Genomic DNA, 21,577 nt, shown 5'->3' with positions numbered 1-21,577 from the left:
GTCCGGAGGAAGTTCAGGAACACTCTCGCGTATCGCCGCTCACGGCGTCACGGCATCCCCCACGGCGCGTCGTTTCCGTTCGCCGGAACCGGCCGGATCCCGAAGTCCGGCCGGTCACCTTCGCGGTACAGGATGGCCTCTTCGCCACGCCGCAGATCGATCCGGACGTCCCCGTTCGCCAGGCGCCGCCATCGCTTCGGCCTCCCCCGCCGGTCCCGGACGGTCAACTCCCCGTCCATGTCCGCCCGGAGCACACAGGGCGCCCCGGCCTCGCTGACGACCTTGACCCAGCGTGTCTTCCCGCCCTGCCGGGACGCGCTGAGCAGGAACGCTCCCTCCGTCCGGAAGTCCCGCAGCGCGACGTCCGCCCAACGGGTGGGCACGGCCGGGAAGAGCCGGATGACCCCGCCCCAGCTCTGCACCAGCATGTCGTGCAGCGACTGCGCTGCCGAAAGCGGCGTTTCGATGACCGGACCGGACTCCTTGTACATCGTGTTCGGCTGGAGGTAGCGCCGTTGCAGCTCGCCGAGGTAGAACTCCGCCTTCTCCCCGCGCAGCATCTGCGCCGACATCGACGCGGCACCGGTGAACGTGTAGCCCTGCAGCGCGCCTTCGAAGCCCACCCAGTGGTCGAGCGAGGTCTCGATGACACTCCGGTGCTCCGGCCGCTCCCAGGTGATCTCGTACAGCGGGTAGACCTGCAGCAGATGCGAGTAGTGCCGATGCGACTTCGCGAACGGCACCCCCGCACCGATCATGAACCCGTTGGCGTCGACCGGATACGGGGCCAGCGTCGCCAGGACCTCCCGCCACCGCCCCACCAGCGGGTCGTCGATGCGCAACTCGGCCGCCGAATCCAGCAACGTCTTGCAACCCCAGCGGATCAGCGAGAGGTCGTAAGTACAGTCGGCCGCGTTGACGCCGTACTCCGGTGAGAACGTCGGCGGCAGATGCAGTTTCCCGTCGGCGCCGGGCGCGAGGAAATGCAGATAGTAGTTGATCGCCTTGCGCAGCAAGGGGAACAGCGTGTCCCGCAGAAGAACCCGGTCCATCGTGTGCCGATAGGACAGCCAGACGTTGTGCAGCGCCCAGGTGAGATTGCCGACCTCCGGCGTCGGGGTTTCCTTACCGGGGACACCGACCGGGAAACCGGAGTTCGTCCCGACCGCGCCGTTGAGCAGGGTCATGTCGGTCGTCCGCGGGATACCCGCCGAATCGTGCTGATACGGCTCGGCGACCTGGCTCGTCAGGTTCGCGCGGTACTTGCCGAGCGCGTGACTGACGGCGTCGAGTTCCAGGTGGTTCGACCCGTGGATGAGCCAATACTCCAGCTGGACGTTCAGGTTCCACCACGTCGCCGGCCACGGAGTCGGTTCGAGCCACGGTCCGCAGGTCGCCATCACCGGCGCTTCCCGGCGCGCGGCGGAGGCGATCTTGTACAGCTGGATCCAGTAGAAGCCCTGCAGGCGACTGTCCGGAATGGACAGGAAACCGTGCCGGTAGTAGTCGTGCCACCAGCGCCGGTGCTCGATCGCGAGGACGTCGAACGAATCGGCGCGGCGTACCGTCTTCAGTGCCTCTCTCGCGGCCGTCCTCTTCGGATGCGACCAGGTGACCGACGTGTACAGCGTGCGCTTGGAACCCCGCGTGATCTCGCGCCACGCCGTGACATGCTCACCGCCCGCCAGCAGGCTCTGCACCGAAAGCGTGGTGTCACCGCTGCTTTCCAGTGTCGCGGCCGGGTTGGCGACGTACCCGGCGGGCGGCGGCTTCCCGAACTTCGGATCCGTTCTCGGGCTCACCGCCTCGGCCGGGTGGAAGACCCACCGGAAGCCGCGTTCCCCTTCGGTCGGCTCGATCTCGACGGCGAGCAGCGACTGTCCGGTGTGGACGATCGCCCGCAGCGAGAGGCTTCCCGCGGCCGTGGTGATCGTGCCGCGGAGTTCGGCGTTCCAGAGATCCATCCGCCAGTCGATCCCGGTGATGGCACCGACCGGTTCGAAGGTGAAATGCCCGATCGGCAGCCGGGCAAGCCCGAACAGCGAACCGAATTCGGGCCGGTGGTCCTGAACCTCACTGTGCTGGACGGTGAACCGGACGGCGTTCCGGTCTGGTTCCGCGTAGATTCCCGAGCCCAGGAATCCGTTGCCCAGGAACGGACCCTCGTACCAGGCCTTCGGCATCCTTCGCCAGACGAGGTCGGCCGAAGCGAGGAAGGCCGGCCAGTCGATGTCACTGAGCGCGAAGTCGTTCTCCACCGCCGAGGCGGATGGCGTGAATCCGGCCGCGGCCACACCGGCGAGCGCTCCCCCGAGCACCGTTCTGCGGGTGATGTCCATCCTTCAGCCCTCCTGGTCGAGTCCCCATGCCGGAGTCGCACGATCACCGGGCACGTCGCGGGGCTCCAGCTCCGGGCGAGCGCCGCGTCGAGTGATGACGGCTGTCCCGCCTCGGCCGAGCGGGACCGAGATCGTGCCCGGACCTTCGGCCCGCCAAGGCAAAGGGCGTCCACGCGCGTCGCGGACCTCGATCGGGCCAGTGATCCCGTGCTGGAGAGTCAACGGCTCCCCCGCCTCACTGCGCACGCGAACCCATTCGGTCGCGCCGTCCCGGCGAGACGCGTCGACGAGGAAGGCACCCTCCGCACGCAAGCTTTCGAAAGACGCCTCCCGCCACGTCGACGACACCGACGGGAAGACCTTCAGTATCCCGTGGCCACCCTGCAAGAGCATGTCCACAAGGGATTGCGCGGCGGTGATGGGGCTTTCGATGGCGAGGTTCGCGCCCTCCCGGTACATCGTGTTCGGCGTCAGCTGGGTATCGGCCACGACGGTCCCGTCGAGGAAGATCTTCAGGTACCGCAAGGCTTCTTCGGGCGCGTCCATCACCGAACTCATCGACGACGCGGCCGCGAAACTGTAACCGTGCCACTTGGCTTGAAGACTCGACCAATGCGCGAAGGTGCGGCGCATGATGTCCCGATCATCGGGACGATCCCAGAGCTTCTCACGTAACGGATAGAGCCAGAGCAGATGCGAGAAGTGCCGATGCGATTCGGCGAGCGGCACACCTTCGCCGATGAGCACTCCCTGAGCCGGATCCTGGTGGTACGGCACCAGTTTCTCACCGACCTCCCGCCAGACGGGCACCCGCGGGTCGTCGATGCGCAGCTTGGCGGCCGATTCGACCAGGGTCCGCGCCGCCCAGCGGATCAGCGAGAGGTCGTACGTGCAGTCGGCCGCGTCGGCGTACTCGGGCGATCGGGTCATCGGGAGATGCAGGGCGCCGTCCGTGCCGGCGGCGAGGAAGTGGCGGTAGTAGTTGAGCGCCTTGGCGAGCGTCGGGTACAGGACGTCCCGAAGGACGCGGATGTCCATGCTGTGCCGATACGCGAGCCAGACGTTGTGCAGACCCCAGATCAGGTTGCCGGTCTGATCGTTCTTCGTGGCCGGACCGGGAATCCCGACCGCACGCGTGCCGCCTGGCCGCAGCCGCCAGTCCCCCGGATGCGAAAGGGCGTAGGTGTCGCCGTCGCGGTAAGCGGGAGGCACCGAAAGCTCGAGGTTGGCGTGGTCACGGCGGAAGGTCGCGGTGACGGCGTCGAGTTCGGGATGGTTGCTGCTGTTGACGATCGGGTAGGTGACCTGGACATTGAGGTTCCACCACACCGCTGTCCAGCTGTTGCCGACCTCCGGGAACCACGGCCCCCACTCGGCGACCACCGGTCCGTTCGCACGGGTGGCGCACGCGGTCTTGTACAACTGGATCCAGTAGAACCGCTGGACGCGTTTGTCCGGAATGGACACGAAACTGCGCCGGTAGAAGGCGTTCCACCAACGTCGGTGATCGGCGACGAGCACATCCGGGTTCGTCGCCGACGCGCGCTGGACCGTCGTGATCGCCTCGGCGGTGTGGGTCGGTTTCGGAAACCCGTACGCGACCGTCGCCGCCAGCAGCCGTCGCGTGCCGACGGTCCGCTCACGCCACGCCGTCGTGTACCCGCCGCCCGCGTGCAACGGCTGCTCGCAGTACCGGACCGCGCCCGCACTGGCGAGCTTCGGATCAGGATTGGCCGTGTAGTCCGGCGGCTTGCGGACCGTCCGGGTCGTCGCAGATTTGAGCGGCGTGAACCCCCACTCCGAGGCCGCCTCCCCGGTGAGCGAGACGAGCAGGAGGTCCTGGTCGTTGTGGACCAGCGCGGAGAACCGCGCCGAACCCCGGGTGGTGGTGATCGTGCCGCCGAGTTCGGCGTTGTAGAGGTCGAGCTGCCAGTCCACCGCCGTGATCGCGCCCTCGAAGGCAAGGGTGAGGTAGCCGATCGGGAGCCGCGAGTACCCGATGCCCGCTTCCCACTGTCCGCGCTGGTCCTGGACCTGGGAATGACTGAGCATCACTTTGAGGACGTTCGGCTGCGCGCCCGCGTAGAACTGCATCCCGAGGAAGCCGTTGGCGAGGAAGGGCCCGTCCTGCCAGCTCTTCGGCACGCGCTTCCAGACCATGCGCGCGTCGTCGACGATCTGCCGGTGAACGTCCTGCCCGGCGAGCGCCGGAGGGGCACCCTGAACCCAGAGCCCACCTAGCGCCGCCGCCCCCGCGGTGACCTTCAGCATGGATCGCCTCGACAGCTCGGCCATGAGTCGCCTCCGGATACATATTACGTTTCGCCAGAGTCAAGCTCTGGCAACGTGCATATTTCCAGAGAACATCACGCTTTGACCAGAGTGCTCACCCGGAAAGCGGCAGATACATCCGACCTATCGGTCAGTGGCGAGGTAAGCCCGGGTGGCGTCAGGCGATGCGTGACCGAGCAACCCGGAGACGGTTTCGAGGTCGGCGCCGTCACGGAGAAGGTTGACGGCGAACGTCTTGCGCAAGGTTCGCGCGGAGAGCTCCGGCAGGCCGATCAGTTTCCCGAAACCGGCGACAACACCGTTGACCGACCCGGGTGACACCCGGCAACCCAAAGCGTGGAGGAAGTACGCCGTTGTCTCATCGGCACCCGGCCGCTCGGCGCGTACCCGGAGATAGGCTTCAAGCAAGGGACGAAGTTCGGGCCGGAGCGGAATCGTCCGCCGCCGTCCGCCACGCACGGTGACCGAGTCGTTCGACACGTCTCCCAGCTCCAGGGCGGCGAGTTCGGTGACACGGATCCCGGTGTGACTCAAGAAGTGCAGGACCGCCGCGTCCTTGGGCGACAAGAAGTGGGCCGCGGCCGCCAGCAATCCGCCGAGTTCGCCATCGGTCAAGGGCGACAACGTCGCCGCTTCGAACGACCTACCCAGGTCGACCTGGGCCAGCTTTCCGCGCACGTGGTCACCCAGCGGGCTGTCGGGCCACTTCCGCCACCGCCTGTGCCGGACCTTCAACAGGTCTTCCTCGGCAGTCGCCGCACGCTCGACGTCCACCGGTCCGCGGGCCGACGTCAGCATCCGCTGATCGCGATGCCGGTTCTCCCGGTTCACACGCCGTTTGTGCCGAGGGATGTTCTTACGGGAGGATTTGTCGTTCTCACCGAATTCGTTGCGACGGTCCTTGGCATAGCTCAGGCGCTTCTTCTCCTGCGGACTCTTCCGTCCCATGTCTCTCCCCCATGTCGGCGAAGAGACGATAGCGAGACGGCCGGACCGTCGACCACCGATTTACCGGCGAGCGTCGTACGACACACGAAGTTCTTCGGCCACCGCCTCGGGTTCTGAGCGAAGCCGACTGGGGAGGGTTTGCAGCACGGCGATCCCCGCCGTGGCGTACCTGGCGTTTCTGTCCAAGGTCCTCGCGTAATCCTTCTTTGTGAAGTGGAAGTCGTAGGAGTCGATTTCCCAGGCCAGGCGGACTTCCTTGAAGTAGCCATCGGGTGTCGCGATGTACTCGCCGCTTTCGTCTCGCAGCTCGTGGTTCCAGATCGGCTCGGGAAGGCCGGAAAGGTGCCACACCCTCATCGCGTCGATTTCGGCGACCGACCGCGCTCCGGCGATGATGTGCTGGAGCGCCGCGCGCGGGATAGCCGTACCACGATTGCTTCCCGCGTCGAGTTCCTCCAGCAACTTCGCCGGGCTCAGCCCACCCGACTGCACGGCCTCGGTCAGCAAGGCGGAAACCGCCCTGGGCGAACCGAGCCTCCGGCACAGGTCGAGAACAGCCCGGGCGAACGGCGCCACCGGAACGCCTTCCTCGAAGCGCGGTCGTGGCATCCGCGTCGTGCGCTCGACGATCACAAAGCCGGCGCTCACGGTCTTCTGTTCGTGCGGGACGAGGAGGTGAACCCGAGCCGGACCGGATGGCATCGCGGTCAAGCCCCATCGGCGGCAAGCCGCGGCACCGGTCACCACCGCGTCTTGTCCGGCGTAGAGCAACGCGGCATCGATCATCTGCCGGTAGGTGGGCTCACCCGCGCCGAGCAACACCACGCCTGGCAGCAACCGTCGCCAGGGCCGCCCCGGGAGACAACGGCGATAGCAGGTTCTGGAGGGAACGCCAAGTTCCCCGAGCCGGGCGACGGTGATCACGCCACCAAGGCTGTGCGAGTAGAGGCCATCGGGATCCCGGGCCCAGTCTCCGGTTTTCACACAGTGATCGTCGACGCCTCAGCGACGGTCTCGCCAGTGCGTTTCAGCGACCTGTGGACAACTCGCCACACCAGTACCACTGTGGACAACTGCCCGATGTCGCAAAGGCCTCCTTTGCGACGTTGATCGTCGCAAAGGAGGCCTTTGCGACATCCCAGAGCCAGCCCGCGTGAGCATCAGCCCTAGAGAGCGGGGAGCGGAGGCAGCGCCGGAGCGTCCAGCCAAGCCGCAAAGAAGCCGGCGAGAGAGCGCCCCGCAAAGCGTTCGGCAAGCGCCACGAAAGCCGCAGTGGTCACCAGACCGTGCCGGTTCTCCGTCGCCCAGGCCTTCACCAGCGGGAAGAACACCTCGTCACCGACCGTGGAACGCAAGGCGTGCAACAGAAGGCCGCCGCGTTTGTACACTCGCTCGTCGAACATCCGCGCCACGCCGGGGTCGGACAGGCGCAGGTCCGCCGGTTTGACCTTCATCCGCGCGTGCCACGTCTTCGCCCACGAGTGCGCGCTCTGCCCGCCGGATTCCTCGGACCAGAGCCATTCCGCGTAGGTCGCGAAGCCCTCGTTCAGCCAGATGTGCCGCCAGTCCGCGACGGTCAGGCTGTTGCCGAACCACTGATGCGCCAGTTCGTGCACGACGAGCCGTTCGTGGGTGCGCCGTCCGTCGACGTGGTTGGCGCCGAAGATCGACATGCCTTGTGCTTCGATCGGGTCGTCGAGGTCGTCGTCGGTGACCACGATGACGTACTCGCCGAACGGGTAGGGGCCGAACAGCCGCTGCAGGGCGTCCATGATCTGGCCCTGTCGCCCGAAATCGCGGGAGAACGCGCGGCGCAGCCGCGGCGGCACGGCGGCCCGCTGCGGAACGGAAGCCAGCACCTGATCCCCGACGAGGCTGATCCGGTACGCGGCGGCTTCCGGATGGGAGAACCAGCCGGGGATGGCGCCCGAGACCAGTTCGATGTCGTCGTACCGTCCGATTTGGACACTCATCAGGTACGTCGGCGTCGGCTCGGGCCGTTCGAAGACCCACCGGGTGGTACTCGCGCGACTGTGCCGCTCCACCAGGTTCCCGGTGACCGCGACGAGGTACGGCGACGACGTCGTCAGCGCGACGCGGTAGGTCGCCTTGTCCGCCGGATGGTCGTTGCACGGGAACCACGACGGCGCGCCGACCGGCTGGCTCGCGACGAGCGAGCCGTCGGTCAGTTCGTCCCAGCCGATGTCGCCCCACAGCCCGGGGATCGGGCGCGGGTTGCCGACATAGTGGACCTCGGCGAGGAACTGCGAACCGGCGGGCAGCGACTTCGCCGGCTTCACGTTCAGCTTGTGCCCGCGCCGCGTGTACTTGGCGGGTTTCCCGTTGACCAGCACCCGGTTGATCCGGAATTCGCCGAAGTCGAGCGTGAACCGCGACAGCGCCTGCGTGGCCTCCGCGGTGATCGTCGCGGAGGCCGAAAGCCGGTTGGGACCGATCTTGTAGTCCAGCTCCAGATCGTAGTGCCGGACACGGTAACCGCCGTTGCCGTGCTGGGGCAGATAGGAGTCGCCGGAGGTGTCCGCGCCGGGTGAGGGTTGCGCGGAGGCCTTCGAAATCACCCGCGAAGACCCCGCTTTCCTACTTCGTCCAGGCCGAGATGGGATTCCCGAGCCACCGCGAGTCGGCGGGGACCGCGTCGCCCCGGGTCACCAGAGACCCCGGTCCGACGGTCGTCCGCGCGCCGATGCTCGCGCCGGGCAACACGATACCGTGCGGCCCGAGCGTCGCTCCCTCGTCCAGGGTCACCGGCGACATCGTCATGATCCGGTCGTGGAAAAGGTGCGTCTGCACGACACAACCGCGGTTGATGGTGGCGCCGTCGCCGAGGCTGACGAGGTCCGATTCGGGCAGCCAGTACGTCTCCAGCCACACACCGCGACCGATCTTGACGCCCAGGGTGCGCAGCCACGCGGGCAGCAGCGGCGTGCCGCCCAGTGAACCGACCAGCCAGGGCACGGCGAGCGCCTCGACGAAGGTGTCGGCGAGTTCGTTGCGCCAGACGAACGAACTCCACAGGGGATGGTCGACGGCGCGGAACTTGCCCACCAGCAGCCATTTCATCGCGGTGGCGGTCAGCGCGGCGACGGCACCGGCGGCGAGCAGCAGCGGCCCGCCGAGCAGCACGGCGACCAGGAAGCCGAACGACGACGCCAGCGCGAAGATCCCGGCGGCCACCAGCACGGTGAGCGCGACACCGCACATCACCGGCACGATCCGGCACAGTTCGACCAGCGCGCGAGCCGCCTTCAGCCGCAGCGGCGGCGTGAAGGTGCGGCTCGTGTCGGATTCACCGACCGACCGGCGGACCGGCAGCGGCGGCATCCCGAGGTACGAAGAGCCCTTCTTTGCCTTCAACGGGGTCGAAGACAGCACACCGACCAGGCCTCGTTTGGGCACGGAACGGCCGGGCGCGGTCATCCCCGAGTTGCCGAGGAACGCCTGCTTGCCGATCCGGGCGGGCGCGACGTGCAGCCAGCCGTGGCCGAGTTCGTAGGTGGCGACCATGGTGTCGTCCGCGAGGAAGGCACCACTGTCCACCTGGGTCATCTTCGGCACCGCGAGGACGGTGGACGCCTCCACGTTGCGGCCGACCTTCGCGCCGAGCAGCCGGAGCCACACCGGGGTGAACAGGCTGGCGTACAAGGGGAACAGCCCTTCACGCGCCATGCCCATCAACCGTTCGGTCGCCCAGACCTGCCACGCGACCCGGCCGTGCACCGGGTGGTAACCCTCGACCATGCCGATGCTCAGCGAACGGACGCCCGCCAGCACGAGCAGGGCGTAGGTCACGAAGTACGCGATGGTCGCGAGCGGGGTGAACAGGAGAGCCTGGCCGAGCGCCGCGCCCAGCGAAGGAGCACCGGCGATCGCGTATCCGAGCACCGCGACGGCCGGGAGCGCGGCGACGGCGGGCAGCAGGCCGAGCGCGACCGAGGTCACGCCGTAGACCGACGACCAGAACCGCGAACGCGGCGGGCGGCTCGACGGCCACTTCAACGAGTCCTTGGTGGTCCGCGCCGCGGGGGCACCCGCCCAGCGCTGCCCGGCGGGAACGACGCCGCGCACGGTCGAACCGGCCGCGATCTCCGCGCCCTTGCCGATCCGCGCGCCGGGGAACAGCGTGCTGCGTGAGCCGATCCGCGCGTCCGCGCCGATCCGGATCTTGCCGATGTGCACGAGATCGCCGTCCACCCAATGCCCGGTCAGGTCGACCTCGGGTTCGACGGCGGCACCACGGCCCAGTTTCAGCATGCCGGTGACCGGCGGCGGCGAGTGCAGGTCGACGTCCTTGGCGATCCGCGCGCCGAGGGCCTTGGCGTACGTCGTCATCCAGGACGCGCCCGCGACACTGTCCGCGCCGCTGAACTCGGCGAGCTTCTCGGCCGTCCACAGTCGCAAGTGGACATTGCCGCCACGCGGGTAGCTGCCGGGGCGGACGCCGCGCAGCAACAGCCGCGAACCGGTCGCCGAGATCGCGATCCGGCCGGCCGGGCTGAACAACGCGACCCACGCGACGGCGATCCACGCCCAGTTCAGCGTCGGGGCCCAGCCGAAACCGGCGAGGGAGAGCACGTTCGACAGCGTCGCGGCGATCGTCGTCCAGCGCAGGCCGACCAGACCCATCAGCGGAACCATCAGCAGGGCCTGGATGATCCCGGCCTTGCGCGGGGTCGGCGCGATGTCGCGGCGTTCGGTCCTCTCACCGCTGAGCGCGTCCAGCAGCGACGCCAGTGCGCCGAGCTTCGGGTTGGCGTAGATGTCGTTGACCGACACCTGCGGATGCCGGGTGCGGATCCGTGCGATCAGCTGCGCGGCCGTCAGGCTCCCGCCGCCGTTGGTGAAGAAGTCGGCCTTCGGGTTGTCGACCGAAACACCCAGGATCTCGGCCCAGCCTTCGGCCAGCCAGCTCTCCGTCGGCGACAGCCCGGATTTCGCGGCGTCCACAGTGGACAGCGGCCAGGGCAGGGCGTCGCGGTCGACCTTGCCGGACGTCCGCGTCGGCAGGTCGCCGACCAGTGCCAGCAACGGGACGAGTGCGGCGGGCAGCTGCTCACGCAGCCGGGTCGCGGCCTCGTCGTGATCGAATTCGACGCCTTCGGCAGGCACGACATAGCCGACGAGGACCTGGTTTCCCGCCTTGGTGCGGCGGATCGCGGCGGCGGCGCCCTGCACCCCGGGCAGCGCCTGGAGCGCGGCGTCGACCTCGCCGAGTTCGATCCGGCGGCCGCCGAGTTTGACCTGTTCGTCGAGGCGCCCGAGGAACAGCAGCCCCTCGGCCTCGGCGCGGACCATGTCACCGCTGCGGTACGCGCGGCGCCAGCCCAGCGAGGGCAGCGGCGCGAACTTCTCGGCGTCCTTCTCCGGGTCGAGGTAGCGGGCAAGGCCGACGCCCCCGATGACCAGTTCGCCGGTCTCCCCCATCGCGACCGGCTCGCCTGCCTCGTTGACGACGGCGAGCTGCCAGCCCAGCAGCGGCAGGCCGATCCGGACGGGGCCCTCACCGGTCATCTGCGCGGCGCAGGCGACGACGGTGGCCTCGGTCGGGCCGTAGGTGTTCCAGACTTCGCGGCCCTCGACGGCGACGCGCTCGGCCAGTTCCGGCGGGCAGGCTTCGCCACCGAAGATCAGCAGGCGGACGTCTTCGAGCGCGTCGGACGGCCACAGCGCGGCCAGCGTCGGCACGGTCGAGACGACGGTGATGCCCTGCGCGACCAGCCACGGGCCGAGGTCGACGCCGGTGCGCACCAGCGAACGCGGCGCCGGGACCAGGCAGGCGCCGTGGCGCCAGGCGAGCCACATCTCTTCACAGGACGCGTCGAAGGCGACGGACAGGCCGGCGAGCACCCGGTCGCCGGGGCCGATCGGCTCCTCGGTCAAGAACAGCTGGGCTTCGGCGTCGACGAACGCCGCGGCGGACGCGTGCGAGACCGCGACACCCTTCGGCTTACCGGTCGAACCCGAGGTGAAGATGATCCACGCGTCGTCGGCCGGGGACGGCGAGCCTTCGACTCCGCCGGGCGAGCCGAGCACGGTGATCGCGCCGCCATCGGTGACGACGGCGGCGACGTCGGCCTCGCCGAAGACCAGTTCGGCGCGCTCGTCGGGGTCGTCCGCGTCGACCGGCACGTAGGCGGCGCCGACGGACAGGATCGCGAGGATGGCGACGTACAGCTCGGCGGTGCCGGAGGAGATCCGGACGCCGACCCGGTCGCCGACGCCGACGCCGTTGGCGGTCAGCTTGCGGCCGTAGTCGTCGATCTCTTCGACGAGCTTGCGGTAGGAAAGCGTGGTCTCGCCGTCGTCGATCGCGCCCGCGTTGGGGTGGCGGAGGGCGGTCTCGGCGAGGATGTCGATCAGGGTGCGCTCACCGGCGCCGGGCCCGGACCAGAACAGGGCGCTGCCGGCGATCGGGGTTTCCGGCGGGGCGACCGTGCCATCGGTGACACAGGAGGGCGGACGGGAGTCGGCGGTCAGGGTCATCGGGCGGTCACCACGGGCAGGACAGAACCATGGGCGCTCAAGCCCATCACACACCTTTCGCGAAGTGCGTCATTCGGGCTCGCTCTCCGAATGAGGCGCCCGCTAACAGACCTATGACTTTACCGCAGGCCGACGACATATCTCGGGAGGGTCTCGGCAGAGTGTCGAAACTCACCGGTGGACACGCCGTAACGCGAGGTCATCGACGTGTCCACCCAGTGAACTATTCACCTACATCATGAGAAATCAGCGGTTTTTCGGTTTCCCCGACGTTTTTCCGCCTGCCGCTTTTCCGCCGACCTTGGGCCTTTGCTTCTTTTCCCGAACCCGGACATTCACCCGGACGGGGCTGCCTTCGAAGCCGAAGCGCTCGCGGAATTTGCGTTCGATGAACCGGCGGTAGCCCGCCTCGAGGAAGCCGGTGGTGAACAGGACCAGCGTCGGCGGCCGGATGCCGGCCTGGGTCGCGAACAGCACCTTCGGCTGCTTGCCACCACGCACCGGCGGCGGGGTCGCGGCGATGAGGTCGGCGAGCCAGCCGTTCAGCTGACCGGTGGGCACCCGCTGGTCCCAGGACTTCAGCGCGGTCCGCAGCGCCGGCGCCAGCTTGCGCACGGAACGGCCGGTGAGCGCGGAGATGTTGACCTTCTCCGCCCACGGCACCCGCACCAGGCCGCGGTCCAGTTCGCGGACCATCGCGTGGCGGCGGTCCTCGTCGACGAGGTCCCATTTGTTGAACGCGAGCACGCAGGCGCGCCCCGCCTCGACCACCATGGTCAGCACCCGCAGGTCCTGCTCCGAAAGCGGCTCGGCGGCGTCCAGCAGCACGATCGCGACCTCGGCCGCGTCGATCGCGGTCTTCGTCCGCAGCGACGCGTAGTACTCCGCGCCGTTCGCGGAGTTGACGCGCTTGCGCAGACCCGCCGTGTCGACGAACCGCCACGTGTCGCCGTCCAGCTCGACCAGCGAGTCGACCGGGTCGACCGTTGTGCCGGCGACCGAGTCCACGACGGACCGTACCTCGCCGGAAAGCTTGTTCAGCAGGCTCGACTTGCCCACGTTCGGCTTGCCGACCAGCGCGACGCGGCGCGGGCCGGTGGTGGCGCGGTCGCCGTCACGCGGCATCGACGGCAGTGCCTTGACGATCGCGTCGAGCAGGTCGCCGGAGCTACGGCCGTGCAACGCGCTGACCGGGTACGGCTCGCCGAGGCCGAGAGACCACAGCGACGCGGTGTCGGCGAGCAGGCGGTCGTCGTCGACCTTGTTGGCGGCGAGCAGCACCGGCTTCTTCGAGCGGCGCAGCACCTTGGAAACGGCCTCGTCGGTGGCCGTCGCGCCGACACTGGCGTCGATGACCAGCAGCACCGCGTCGGCGGTGGCCATCGCCATCTCGGCCTGCGCGGCGACGGCGGCCTGCAGCCCGGTCGCGTCCGGCTCCCAGCCGCCCGTGTCGACCAGGGTGAACCGGCGGCCCGCCCAGAAGGCGTCGTAGGCGACGCGGTCCCGGGTCACGCCGGGCACGTCCTGCACGACCGCCTCGCGGCGGCCGAGAATGCGGTTGACCAGGGTCGACTTGCCCACGTTCGGCCTGCCGACCACGGCGAGGACCGGCTGCGCGAGCTGTGCCTCCTCCTCGGCCTCGCCGGCGGCGATCTGCGCGTCGAGCGCGGTGAATTCGGACTCGTCGGACCAGGAGCCGTCGATTTCGCCGACTCCGTCAAGCTCTGTCATCTACTCAATCCTGTCGCGTGTCTTGGAGCCCGTGCTCCAAGCGCCATTCGTCCAGTGCCTTCACGAGGTCCGCGAGCGCGACACGAAGCCGCTCGGTTCCCTCCTCCAGCCCTGTCCTTCCCTTCCCGATGGCGGGAGTGAAAGGTTCGCCGACCATGATGTCGACGCGTGGCCGCCAACGCCTCTTGGCGCCGGCGGGTTTGTACGTCCCCCGAGTGGCGACCGGTACCACGGTCGCGTTCCCGGCGCGGACCAGGAAGGCCGCGCCGCGCTCGAAGTTTTCGGCGTCACCGAGGCCTCGGGTGCCTTCGGGGAAGATCCCGACCGCACCGCCGTCCTCGAGCACCTTGACCGCCGTCATCAGCGGTTTGCGGTCCACCGCGCCCCGTTTCACCGGGATCTGGCCCAGTTTCGGGAAGAACCAGCCGACGAACCCACGGAAGAGTTCCTCCTTGACGAGGAACGCCGTGCGCCGCGACAACATTCCGAACAGCAGCTGCGGTTCCACCATCGAGCTGTGGTTGGCGATGAACACCACCGGACCCGACGCCGGTACCCGGTCGCCGCCGTGCAGCCGGACCCGGAACGCGGGCCGGACGATGAACTTCGAGATCCCGCGCCCGAAGGTGTGCATCGGGCCACTGGCGCCTTCGGGCAGTCCCTTCGCGCTCACCTGGCCGCCTCCGCAGGGCAGCCTTCGAGCAGACCGCGGTGCAGCGCGAGTTCCGCCAGCGCGACGATCACCTGGTCGATGTTCAGCGCGGAGGTGTCGACCTCGACGGCGTCGTCTGCCGCGCGCAGGGGCGACGTCGCCCGCGTGGAGTCGAGGCGGTCACGCCGTTCCACCGCCGCCTTCGCGACGTCCACAGTGGACTCGCGGCCGGCCGCGGAGTCCTGCGCGCTGCGGCGTGCGGCGCGGACCTCGGCCGAAGCGGTGAGGAAGACCTTGAGTTCGGCGTCCGGGGCGACGACGGTGCCGATGTCGCGCCCTTCGACGACGATGCCACCGACCCGGCCGAGCACCTCGGCGATGAGTTCACGCTGCCGCGCGACCAGCAGTTCGCGGACCGCGGGGACTGCCGAAACCGGTGACACCGCGGTGGTGACGTCCGCGCCGCGGATCTCGGCGGCGACGTCCTCGCCCGCCAGGGTCACGGTCGCTTCGTCCGGGCTGGTCCCGATGCCGAGTTCGGCCTTCTCCGCGACGGCGATCACGGCAGGCGCGTCGGCCGGGTCGACCCCGGCGCGCAGCACGGCGAGGGTGACCATGCGGTACATCGCCCCCGTGTCGAGATATCCGGCACCGAGTTTCGTCGCGAGCTTCCGCGAGACCGTGGATTTCCCGGTTCCGGACGGGCCGTCCATCGCGACCACACCACGCAGGGCTCCCGCCACCGAAACTCTCCTCTGCCTCTTCGTCGCTCACCTGATCGAGGACCATTCTGCCTGGTGGCGAACGACCCGCCTCAGCCGCCCACGGCGAACCGGTCGACGAGCATGCCGACACGTTCCGCCCGCGCGGGCGCGGGCAGCCGCCCGCTGCGTTCGAGGGTGACCAGGCCGTGCAAGGCGGCCCAGAACGTCTCGGTGTAGAGAGCGGGGTCGTATTCGCCCGCCACCGGGCCCACGGTTTCGAACAGGGCACCGAACGCGTCCTTCAACGGCTCGGGGCTGTCCGGGCTGGCGAAGTTCAGTTCGGTGGCGAGGGTGAAGATCGCGTCGTAGAGCGCGGGATGACGGTCGGCGTAGTCGAAGTAATTTTCGGCCAGCCGCCGCAGGGCACCGCGCGAGTCCTCCGCCGCCCCGGCTCCCCTCCGCAGGTGCGCGGCCATTTCGGTGCAGCCCTCGAGCGCCGCGGCGGCCATGATCGCCCCCTTGCCGGAGAAGTGGCTGTAGAGGACCGGCTGGCTGTATTCGATCTTCGCCGCCAGCCGCCGGGTGGTGACCGCGTCCCAGCCTTCCTCTTCGGCGATCTCGCGGGCGGCGGTGACGATCAGCTGTTCACGCTGCGAGCGGTCCCGCTCGCGCCGGGGGTTGATGACCATACGAATATCCTAGCACCGCTAGACAAGCTAGCACTGCTAGCGCTAGCGTTGGCAGCGTTCCTAGCACTGCTAGCTCTCGGAGTCGGAGACCATGACCAGAATCAAGATCGCTTACGTCCTGTCCGCCGCCCTCGTGCTTTTCGTCCTCTACTTCGGCAGCGGTTACGTGTTCTTCCCGCAGACCCAGACGGGTGGCTTCGGGCTGCCGGTGATGCCGTCGGCGGGTGACCCCATCCTCGCGGTCAAGGGTGTCCGCGACATCGGCACCGCACTCGTGGTGCTCGCGCTGCTGCTGTTCCGGAACGCCCGCGCACTGGGCTGGGCGATGCTCGCGATGGCGTTCATCCCGTTCGGCGACATGCTGATCGTGTTGACCCACAACGGTTCCGTGGCCGCCGCGCTCGCCATCCACGGCGCGACGTGCGCTCTGATGGTCCTGATCTCGGCGCTGTTCCTGATCCGCCCGGCGCAAAACGGACAGTGAGTTACTGTTGACGGCGTGAACGTCGAAGTGACCCCGCTCCCCGGAATAGGTGTCCGCAAGGACTTCGCCACTCGCAACGGCCGCCGCGTCGGCGTGGTGACCCATCGCGATGGACATGTCGAGCTGATCGTGTCCAAAACGGACGATCCCGACGCCTGCCTGGCCTCACTTCCGCTCACCAACGACGAAGCGGGCGCGCTGGCGAACCTGCTCGGCGCGCCCCAGCTGGTGGCCCAGCTCACCGAGGAGCACCGGGATCTGCCGGGCATCAACACCAAGCAGCTGCCGATCAGGGGGTCGTCGCCGTTCGACGGGCGCACCCTCGGCGACACGGCCATGCGGACGAGGACGGGCGTCTCGGTGGTCGCGGTGATGCGTGCCGGGCAGGTCCACCCTTCCCCCACGCCGGACTTCAACCTCACCGCGGGCGACGTCCTCGTCGCGGTCGGCACGTCCGACGGCCTCGAGTCCGCCGTCAAGATCCTCAAGTACGGCTGATCGCGGATGGATCACACCGCACTGGCGTTGATCGAGCTCGGGGCGGTCTTCTTCGGCTTGGGCGTGCTGGGCCGCCTCGCCGGGAAGATCGGGATGTCCCCGATCCCGCTGTATCTGGTCGGAGGCCTGTGTTTCGGGCAGGGCGGGTTCATCCCGCTCGGCGACATCGGCGACTTCACCCACCTCGCCAGCGAGATCGGCGTCGTCCTCCTGCTTCTGCTGCTGGGGCTGGAGTACTCGGCGGCCGAACTGTTCACCGGGCTGAAACGCTCGTGGCTGGCCGGCATCGTCGACATCGTGCTCAACGCCGCGCCGGGCGCGATCGTCGCGCTCATCCTCGGCTGGGGACCGATCGGCGCGATCGTGCTCGCGGGCGTCACCTACATCTCGTCGTCCGGGATCATCGCGAAGGTGCTCGGCGACCTCGGACGGCTCGGTAACCGGGAAACGCCGGTGGTGCTGTCGATCCTGGTGTTCGAAGACCTGGTGATGGCGCTGTACCTGCCGATCCTGACAGCGGTGCTCGGCGGCGTGAGCTTCCTCGGCGGGATGAAGGCGGTCGGGATCTCGCTCATGGTGATCACCGTCGTCCTGGTGATCGCGCTGAAGTTCGGCCGCTACGTCTCCGCCGCGGTGGACAGCCCGGACCGGGAGGTGTTCCTGCTCAAGGTCCTCGGCGCGGCACTGCTCGTCGCGGGTCTCGCTTCGGCGATGCAGGTGTCGGCCGCGGTCGGCGCGTTCCTGCTCGGCATCGCGATCTCCGGCTCCACCGCGGAGAACGCGACACACATGCTGGAGCCGCTGCGAGACCTCTTCGCCGCCGTGTTCTTCGTCGTGTTCGGGCTCAACACCAACCCCGCGTCGATCCCGCCGGTGCTCGGCTGGGCGGTCGTGCTGGCGGTGGCGACCACGCTCACGAAGGTGGGCACCGGCTGGTGGGCCGCGCGCAGACAGGGCATCGGGAAGATGGGCCGGGCTCGCGCCGGAGCCGCGCTGGTCGCCCGGGGTGAGTTCTCGATCGTCATCGCCGGGCTGGCGGTGGCCGCGGGAGCCGTGACCGGTGAACTGGCGGCCCTCGCGACGGCGTACGTGCTCCTGATGGCGGTCCTCGGCCCGACGGCCGCGCGGATCGTCGAGCCGGTGGCACGCGCTCTGCAGCGGAAGCCGTTCGGGTCGAAGAGTCCCGCTTCACAGACCGGCTGACGCGCCCTCTCCCCTCATGACACGCTAGCCGCGCTCAAGCAACTGTGCGGCCAGGGTGTCTCCCACCCAGCGCTCCCACACCTCCGGTGGCCAAGCGCGGTCACGGGTGAGGATCAGGAACATCTCCGGGCTGAGAAGCGCGTAGAGAATGTCCGCGGCCCGGTCGGCGCCGAGACCGGTCTTGGCGCCGGGCTTCTCCGACAACGCCTTCGCCGCCGCGGCGTGCACGGTGTGGCGAGGATCTTCGCGATCCGGCCAGAGGTCGCGCAACTCGGGGTGCGCGGCGGTCGCGGTGCGGACCATGTCGTTGACAGCCGCGACCCGTTCGAGCACGGCTCGGCTGCCCGCGACGAGAGCGGTGAGGGCACTCCGCGCGTCCGGCGCGTCCACCACCGCCGTGAACCATGGCCGGTCCATCGTCGCCACCGGGCTGTCGTCGCCGGCGATGGCGACGTCGACCGCTTCCTTCAGCAGGGTCGACTTGTTGCGGAAGGTGAAGTAGATGGTCTGGACGGCCACCCCCGCCCGGTCGGCGACCTGCTGAAGCGTGGTCGCTCCGTAGCCGTCGGCGAGAAAGAGTTCCGTGGCGGACGCGATGATCCGCCGCCGTGTTTCCGCCGCCCGGCCGGCTCGGGTCTCCTTGACACCACTCATGTCTGGAGTCTATCTCTAGAGTCAACCACTAGAGTTCGACTCTAGTAACGACGAAGAGGGGTGTCGCATGACAGCGATCGCCAACCAGCAGCAGGCCGAAGCGTGGAACGGCTGGGAAGGACGGCTCTGGGCAGACCAGCCGGAGCGCTACAACGGGATGATGGAGGCCTTCAACGCCCCGCTGTTCGCGGCGGCGGACATCCGCGACGGCGATGCCGTCCTGGATGTGGGCTGCGGGGCCGGGCTCACCACCCGGCTGGCCGCGAGAAAGGCCGGGAGTGGGCACGCACTGGGCATCGACATTTCGGCGCCCTTGGTGGAGAGGGCGCGCCTGGACGCGGCTGCCGAGAACATCGCCAATGTCGAGTTCGTCCAGGGAGACGCGCAAGTCCACCTGTTCGAAGGGCCCGGCTTCGACGTCATCATGAGCAGGGGTGGAGTGATGTTCTTCGCCGACCTGGTGGCGGCGTTCGGTCACCTTCGCGACGCGCTGGCGCCGCACGGCAGGCTGGCCTTCCTGGGGCCGCGGTCGGGCAACGTCGACAGTGCCTACGCGAGGGCGACCGCCGCGCTCACGCCTTACCTGCGTGAGCCGTCACCCGCCGCACGCGGGATGGGCTCCCTGCTGGCCCCCGAACGGATCACCGAAGTCCTCACGGCCGCGGGGTTCCACGACATCGAGATCACTCCGGTGGACGCGGACATGAACTTCGGCGCGGACGCCGCCGACGCGACCGACTTCGTCTTCTCGATGGCCCCGATCCAGTACAACCTGCGGGGCCTGGCCCCAGGCTCCGTCGCGGGCCTCCGTGACCGGGTACGGGACGCGATCGGCGAATTCGAGACACCGCGAGGGGTCCGGATTCCCGGTGGGGTTTGGATCGTCACCGCCGGGCGCTGAAGCCTGAGTTCCCGGCCCCGCGCGCTATGAAAGGTCCTTTCCTTGCAAATTTTGCAAGGAAAGGACCTTTCATAGCATCGCTTAGCCGCGCTCAAGCCCCGAAACACCTGCCGGAGCGATCTGCACCGGAGCCACCGGCAACGGAGCCGCGACAGCCGCCGGTCCCGCACCCGAGACAGGCAGAGCCAACGAGGTCTTGCCCAGGTCCACCGTGATCTTCGGGTACTGCGCCGGCCCCGAAATGAACGAACCGTCCGTCCCGCCGATGATCAACGCGAGCTGATGTCCTTGCGGGACAACGTGATCCGTACTCGCCAGCCGGAACGTCATGGTGTACGGCTGTCCCGGCGTCAGCGGTGATTCCTGGCTCAGCGACCGATAGTTGGCCAGATCCGCCCACCCGCGGCTGATGATGTTCAGCCCGACCGAGACCGAGTCGGTGCTCGTGTCCAGATAGCAGGCGTCATTGCCGGGAGCGCTCGAACCCCAGCACGACTGCGTCACCTCGTTCTTGATGCCCTCCTTCGGCCCGGTGTAGTTCCGGATCGTCGCCGGGCCGTAGTCCACGAGGATCGCCGAGAGCCGCGCGGTGGACGTCGACGGCGTCGCGGTCACCGTCACCTTCGCGGTCCCGGAGACGTGCAGGTCCTTCGCCAGCGCGCCGGTGCTGAACAGCACACGGCCGCTGGAGGTCTCCGTCGGCCGCGCCGCCCAGCCGTTCGAGGACTGGCCGGACGAGTCCGTGAACGACGCCGTGCCCGTCCCCGTGGTGGTGCCGAGCGTTCCGACGCCCGGGGTGCCACCGGCCGAGGGGCGCAGGGTCACCGCGCTCCCCGCGGGCCACGCCGCCTGATCGACCCAGACGTCGGGAGCGCGTTCCACACTCGCGCCCGGGGTCTTCTCGATCCCGTTGTCGACGCCGAGCAGGTAGTGGTCGAACCATTTGTGCAGGGTGTCCACCCACGCCGACCGCCGGTAGTCGAACGGATCGACGTGACCGGCTTGGGTCAGCCACACCTTGCGCTCGACCCGCAGCGCGTCCCACCACTGCCCGAAGTTGATCGTCTTGACGTTGAGGTCGCCCAGGCCGTGCGAAGCGAGGACGCTGGCCTTCACCTTCGAGGCGCTCTGGACGTAGTCCCGGTCGAGCCAGAACGAGTTGTAGTCGCCGTTGGCGGTCGCGCCTTCGGTGAGCTTCCGGTTGGCCGCGGCGCAGTTCTGGCCGCCGTTGCGCTGGGAGACGGTCTGCGCCAGCCCAGCCGGGCTGCCCTGCCGCAGGCTCGCGCCGTCGGAGCGGTAGTAGTCGTACCAGGAACTGATCGCGCCGATCGGCACGATGGTCTTGAGCCCGTCGACCCCGGTCGCCGCGACCCCGTTGGCGACCGTGCCGTCGTAGGACTTCCCGATCATGCCGACGGCGCCCGTCGACCAGGTCGCGTTCGTCCTGGCGGAGCCGGTCGCGGAGGTGTACCCGTTCGCCCTGCCGTTCAGCCAGTCGACGACCTTGCGGGCCGAATCGACGTCCGACGGGCCGCCGATGTCGGTGCAACCGCGGGATTTGTTGGTACCGGCCAGATCCACCAGCACCACGGCGTATCCGCGAGGGACGAAGAAGTTGTCGTAGTAGAGCGGGAACCCGACCGGCCTGCCCGCTGAGTCGTAGGTCTTCAGTTCGCTCTCGTTGCCGCGGCCGCAGCACGAGTAGTACGGGCTCGCGTCCATGATGACCGGGACCTTCGTGCCCCGCGCCGCCGGTTCCTTCGGCCGGATGATGTCGGCTGCGACCCGGTCGGAGCGGCCGTCGCCATCGCCGTCGAGCCCGATGTCCACCCAGGCCGTCTCGCGGACGGCCTGGGCGAAGTCGTAGACCGGTTCGCTGCCCCGCGGTTTCGCCGCGGTCTGCGGCGCCGCGACCACGGCCGCGGCGACCGCCAGAATCCCTGCCAGCACAACAGTTTTCACGGTTGAGCCCTTCCCCGTC

General features: G+C 68.7%; 16 protein-coding genes. 4 read left to right on the top strand and 12 right to left on the bottom strand.

Annotated elements, in window-relative coordinates; genetic code table 11:
* Positions 1-47 precede the first annotated feature (47 nt).
* The 10 genes from ACZ5ZX_RS33730 to ACZ5ZX_RS33685 form a co-directional block, all read right to left on the bottom strand.
* On the bottom strand, positions 48-2,339 hold the full coding sequence (locus ACZ5ZX_RS33730) for a glycosyl hydrolase family 95 catalytic domain-containing protein (RefSeq protein WP_465506036.1): 2,292 nt from the start codon (positions 2,337-2,339) through the stop codon (positions 48-50).
* 3 nt (positions 2,340-2,342) lie between these two features.
* A complete protein-coding gene (locus ACZ5ZX_RS33725; RefSeq protein ID WP_465506035.1) occupies positions 2,343-4,634 on the bottom strand; it encodes a glycosyl hydrolase family 95 catalytic domain-containing protein in 2,292 nt (763 codons plus the stop codon).
* Between the two features lie 120 nt (positions 4,635-4,754).
* Positions 4,755-5,579, bottom strand: a complete 825-nt coding sequence (locus tag ACZ5ZX_RS33720; protein WP_465506034.1) for a tyrosine-type recombinase/integrase — start codon at positions 5,577-5,579, stop codon at positions 4,755-4,757.
* 60 nt (positions 5,580-5,639) lie between these two features.
* Positions 5,640-6,563 carry a hypothetical protein gene (locus tag ACZ5ZX_RS33715; RefSeq protein ID WP_465506033.1) on the bottom strand — a complete coding sequence of 308 codons (924 nt, stop codon included), beginning with the start codon at positions 6,561-6,563 and terminating at the stop codon, positions 5,640-5,642.
* Positions 6,564-6,745: 182 nt separating this feature from the next.
* Positions 6,746-8,158: a M1 family metallopeptidase gene (locus ACZ5ZX_RS33710; RefSeq protein ID WP_465506032.1), complete on the bottom strand. Its 1,413-nt coding sequence runs from the start codon at positions 8,156-8,158 to the stop codon at positions 6,746-6,748.
* Positions 8,159-8,177: 19 nt separating this feature from the next.
* On the bottom strand, positions 8,178-12,080 hold the full coding sequence (locus ACZ5ZX_RS33705) for a Pls/PosA family non-ribosomal peptide synthetase (RefSeq protein ID WP_465506031.1): 3,903 nt from the start codon (positions 12,078-12,080) through the stop codon (positions 8,178-8,180).
* Between the two features lie 246 nt (positions 12,081-12,326).
* Positions 12,327-13,811: a ribosome biogenesis GTPase Der gene (gene der, locus ACZ5ZX_RS33700; protein ID WP_465506030.1), complete on the bottom strand. Its 1,485-nt coding sequence runs from the start codon at positions 13,809-13,811 to the stop codon at positions 12,327-12,329.
* A 4-nt stretch (positions 13,812-13,815) separates the two neighbouring features.
* Positions 13,816-14,484, bottom strand: a complete 669-nt coding sequence (locus ACZ5ZX_RS33695) for a lysophospholipid acyltransferase family protein (protein WP_465506029.1) — start codon at positions 14,482-14,484, stop codon at positions 13,816-13,818.
* Complete coding sequence (gene cmk / locus ACZ5ZX_RS33690) at positions 14,481-15,185, bottom strand: (d)CMP kinase (RefSeq protein WP_465506134.1); 705 nt, start codon at positions 15,183-15,185, stop codon at positions 14,481-14,483. Before cmk ends, ACZ5ZX_RS33695 begins: the two co-directional genes overlap by 4 nt.
* A 92-nt stretch (positions 15,186-15,277) precedes the next feature.
* Positions 15,278-15,856, bottom strand: coding sequence for a TetR/AcrR family transcriptional regulator (locus tag ACZ5ZX_RS33685; RefSeq protein WP_465506028.1), 579 nt, complete (start codon positions 15,854-15,856; stop codon positions 15,278-15,280).
* 91 nt (positions 15,857-15,947) lie between these two features.
* On the opposite strand from ACZ5ZX_RS33685, the gene ACZ5ZX_RS33680 reads away from it, so the two are divergent.
* Genes ACZ5ZX_RS33680 through ACZ5ZX_RS33670 form a run of 3 tightly spaced genes read left to right on the top strand, consistent with a single transcriptional unit; the run spans position 15,948 to position 18,041 of the window.
* Positions 15,948-16,340, top strand: coding sequence for a DUF4267 domain-containing protein (locus ACZ5ZX_RS33680; RefSeq protein WP_465506027.1), 393 nt, complete (start codon positions 15,948-15,950; stop codon positions 16,338-16,340).
* A gap of 15 nt (positions 16,341-16,355) precedes the next feature.
* Entirely contained in the window at positions 16,356-16,838 is a 483-nt protein-coding gene (locus ACZ5ZX_RS33675; protein WP_465506026.1) for a cation:proton antiporter regulatory subunit, read from the top strand.
* Between the two features lie 6 nt (positions 16,839-16,844).
* A complete protein-coding gene (locus ACZ5ZX_RS33670; protein WP_465506025.1) occupies positions 16,845-18,041 on the top strand; it encodes a cation:proton antiporter in 1,197 nt (398 codons plus the stop codon).
* Positions 18,042-18,065: 24 nt separating this feature from the next.
* On the opposite strand, the gene ACZ5ZX_RS33665 is transcribed toward ACZ5ZX_RS33670, so the two are convergent.
* Positions 18,066-18,695, bottom strand: a complete 630-nt coding sequence (locus ACZ5ZX_RS33665; protein ID WP_465506024.1) for a TetR/AcrR family transcriptional regulator — start codon at positions 18,693-18,695, stop codon at positions 18,066-18,068.
* Positions 18,696-18,762: 67 nt separating this feature from the next.
* Here ACZ5ZX_RS33665 and ACZ5ZX_RS33660 point away from each other — a divergent pair, with 67 nt between their 5' ends.
* Positions 18,763-19,596: a class I SAM-dependent methyltransferase gene (locus tag ACZ5ZX_RS33660; RefSeq protein WP_465506023.1), complete on the top strand. Its 834-nt coding sequence runs from the start codon at positions 18,763-18,765 to the stop codon at positions 19,594-19,596.
* Positions 19,597-19,677: 81 nt separating this feature from the next.
* On the opposite strand, the gene ACZ5ZX_RS33655 is transcribed toward ACZ5ZX_RS33660, so the two are convergent.
* The gene (locus ACZ5ZX_RS33655; protein ID WP_465506133.1) at positions 19,678-21,546 is read right to left on the bottom strand and encodes a Xaa-Pro dipeptidyl-peptidase; all 1,869 of its coding nucleotides are present in this window, start codon (positions 21,544-21,546) and stop codon (positions 19,678-19,680) included.
* Positions 21,547-21,577 lie beyond the last annotated feature (31 nt).

This window comes from Amycolatopsis sp. NPDC033938 (assembly GCF_055575975.1).
The sequence above is the reverse complement of the archived record's forward strand: the minus strand, read 5'-3'. Positions and strand labels throughout refer to the sequence as shown.

Coding starts and splice junctions, on each gene's coding strand:
- der (WP_465506030.1), bottom strand. CDS start 13,811: ATGACAGAGCTTGACGGAGTCGGCGAAATCGACGGCTCCTGGTCCGAC.
- ACZ5ZX_RS33720 (WP_465506034.1), bottom strand. CDS start 5,579: ATGGGACGGAAGAGTCCGCAGGAGAAGAAGCGCCTGAGCTATGCCAAG.
- ACZ5ZX_RS33685 (WP_465506028.1), bottom strand. CDS start 15,856: ATGGTCATCAACCCCCGGCGCGAGCGGGACCGCTCGCAGCGTGAACAG.
- ACZ5ZX_RS33725 (WP_465506035.1), bottom strand. CDS start 4,634: ATGGCCGAGCTGTCGAGGCGATCCATGCTGAAGGTCACCGCGGGGGCG.
- ACZ5ZX_RS33660 (WP_465506023.1), top strand. CDS start 18,763: ATGACAGCGATCGCCAACCAGCAGCAGGCCGAAGCGTGGAACGGCTGG.
- ACZ5ZX_RS33665 (WP_465506024.1), bottom strand. CDS start 18,695: ATGAGTGGTGTCAAGGAGACCCGAGCCGGCCGGGCGGCGGAAACACGG.
- ACZ5ZX_RS33670 (WP_465506025.1), top strand. CDS start 16,845: ATGGATCACACCGCACTGGCGTTGATCGAGCTCGGGGCGGTCTTCTTC.
- ACZ5ZX_RS33705 (WP_465506031.1), bottom strand. CDS start 12,080: ATGACCCTGACCGCCGACTCCCGTCCGCCCTCCTGTGTCACCGATGGC.
- ACZ5ZX_RS33680 (WP_465506027.1), top strand. CDS start 15,948: ATGACCAGAATCAAGATCGCTTACGTCCTGTCCGCCGCCCTCGTGCTT.
- ACZ5ZX_RS33730 (WP_465506036.1), bottom strand. CDS start 2,339: ATGGACATCACCCGCAGAACGGTGCTCGGGGGAGCGCTCGCCGGTGTG.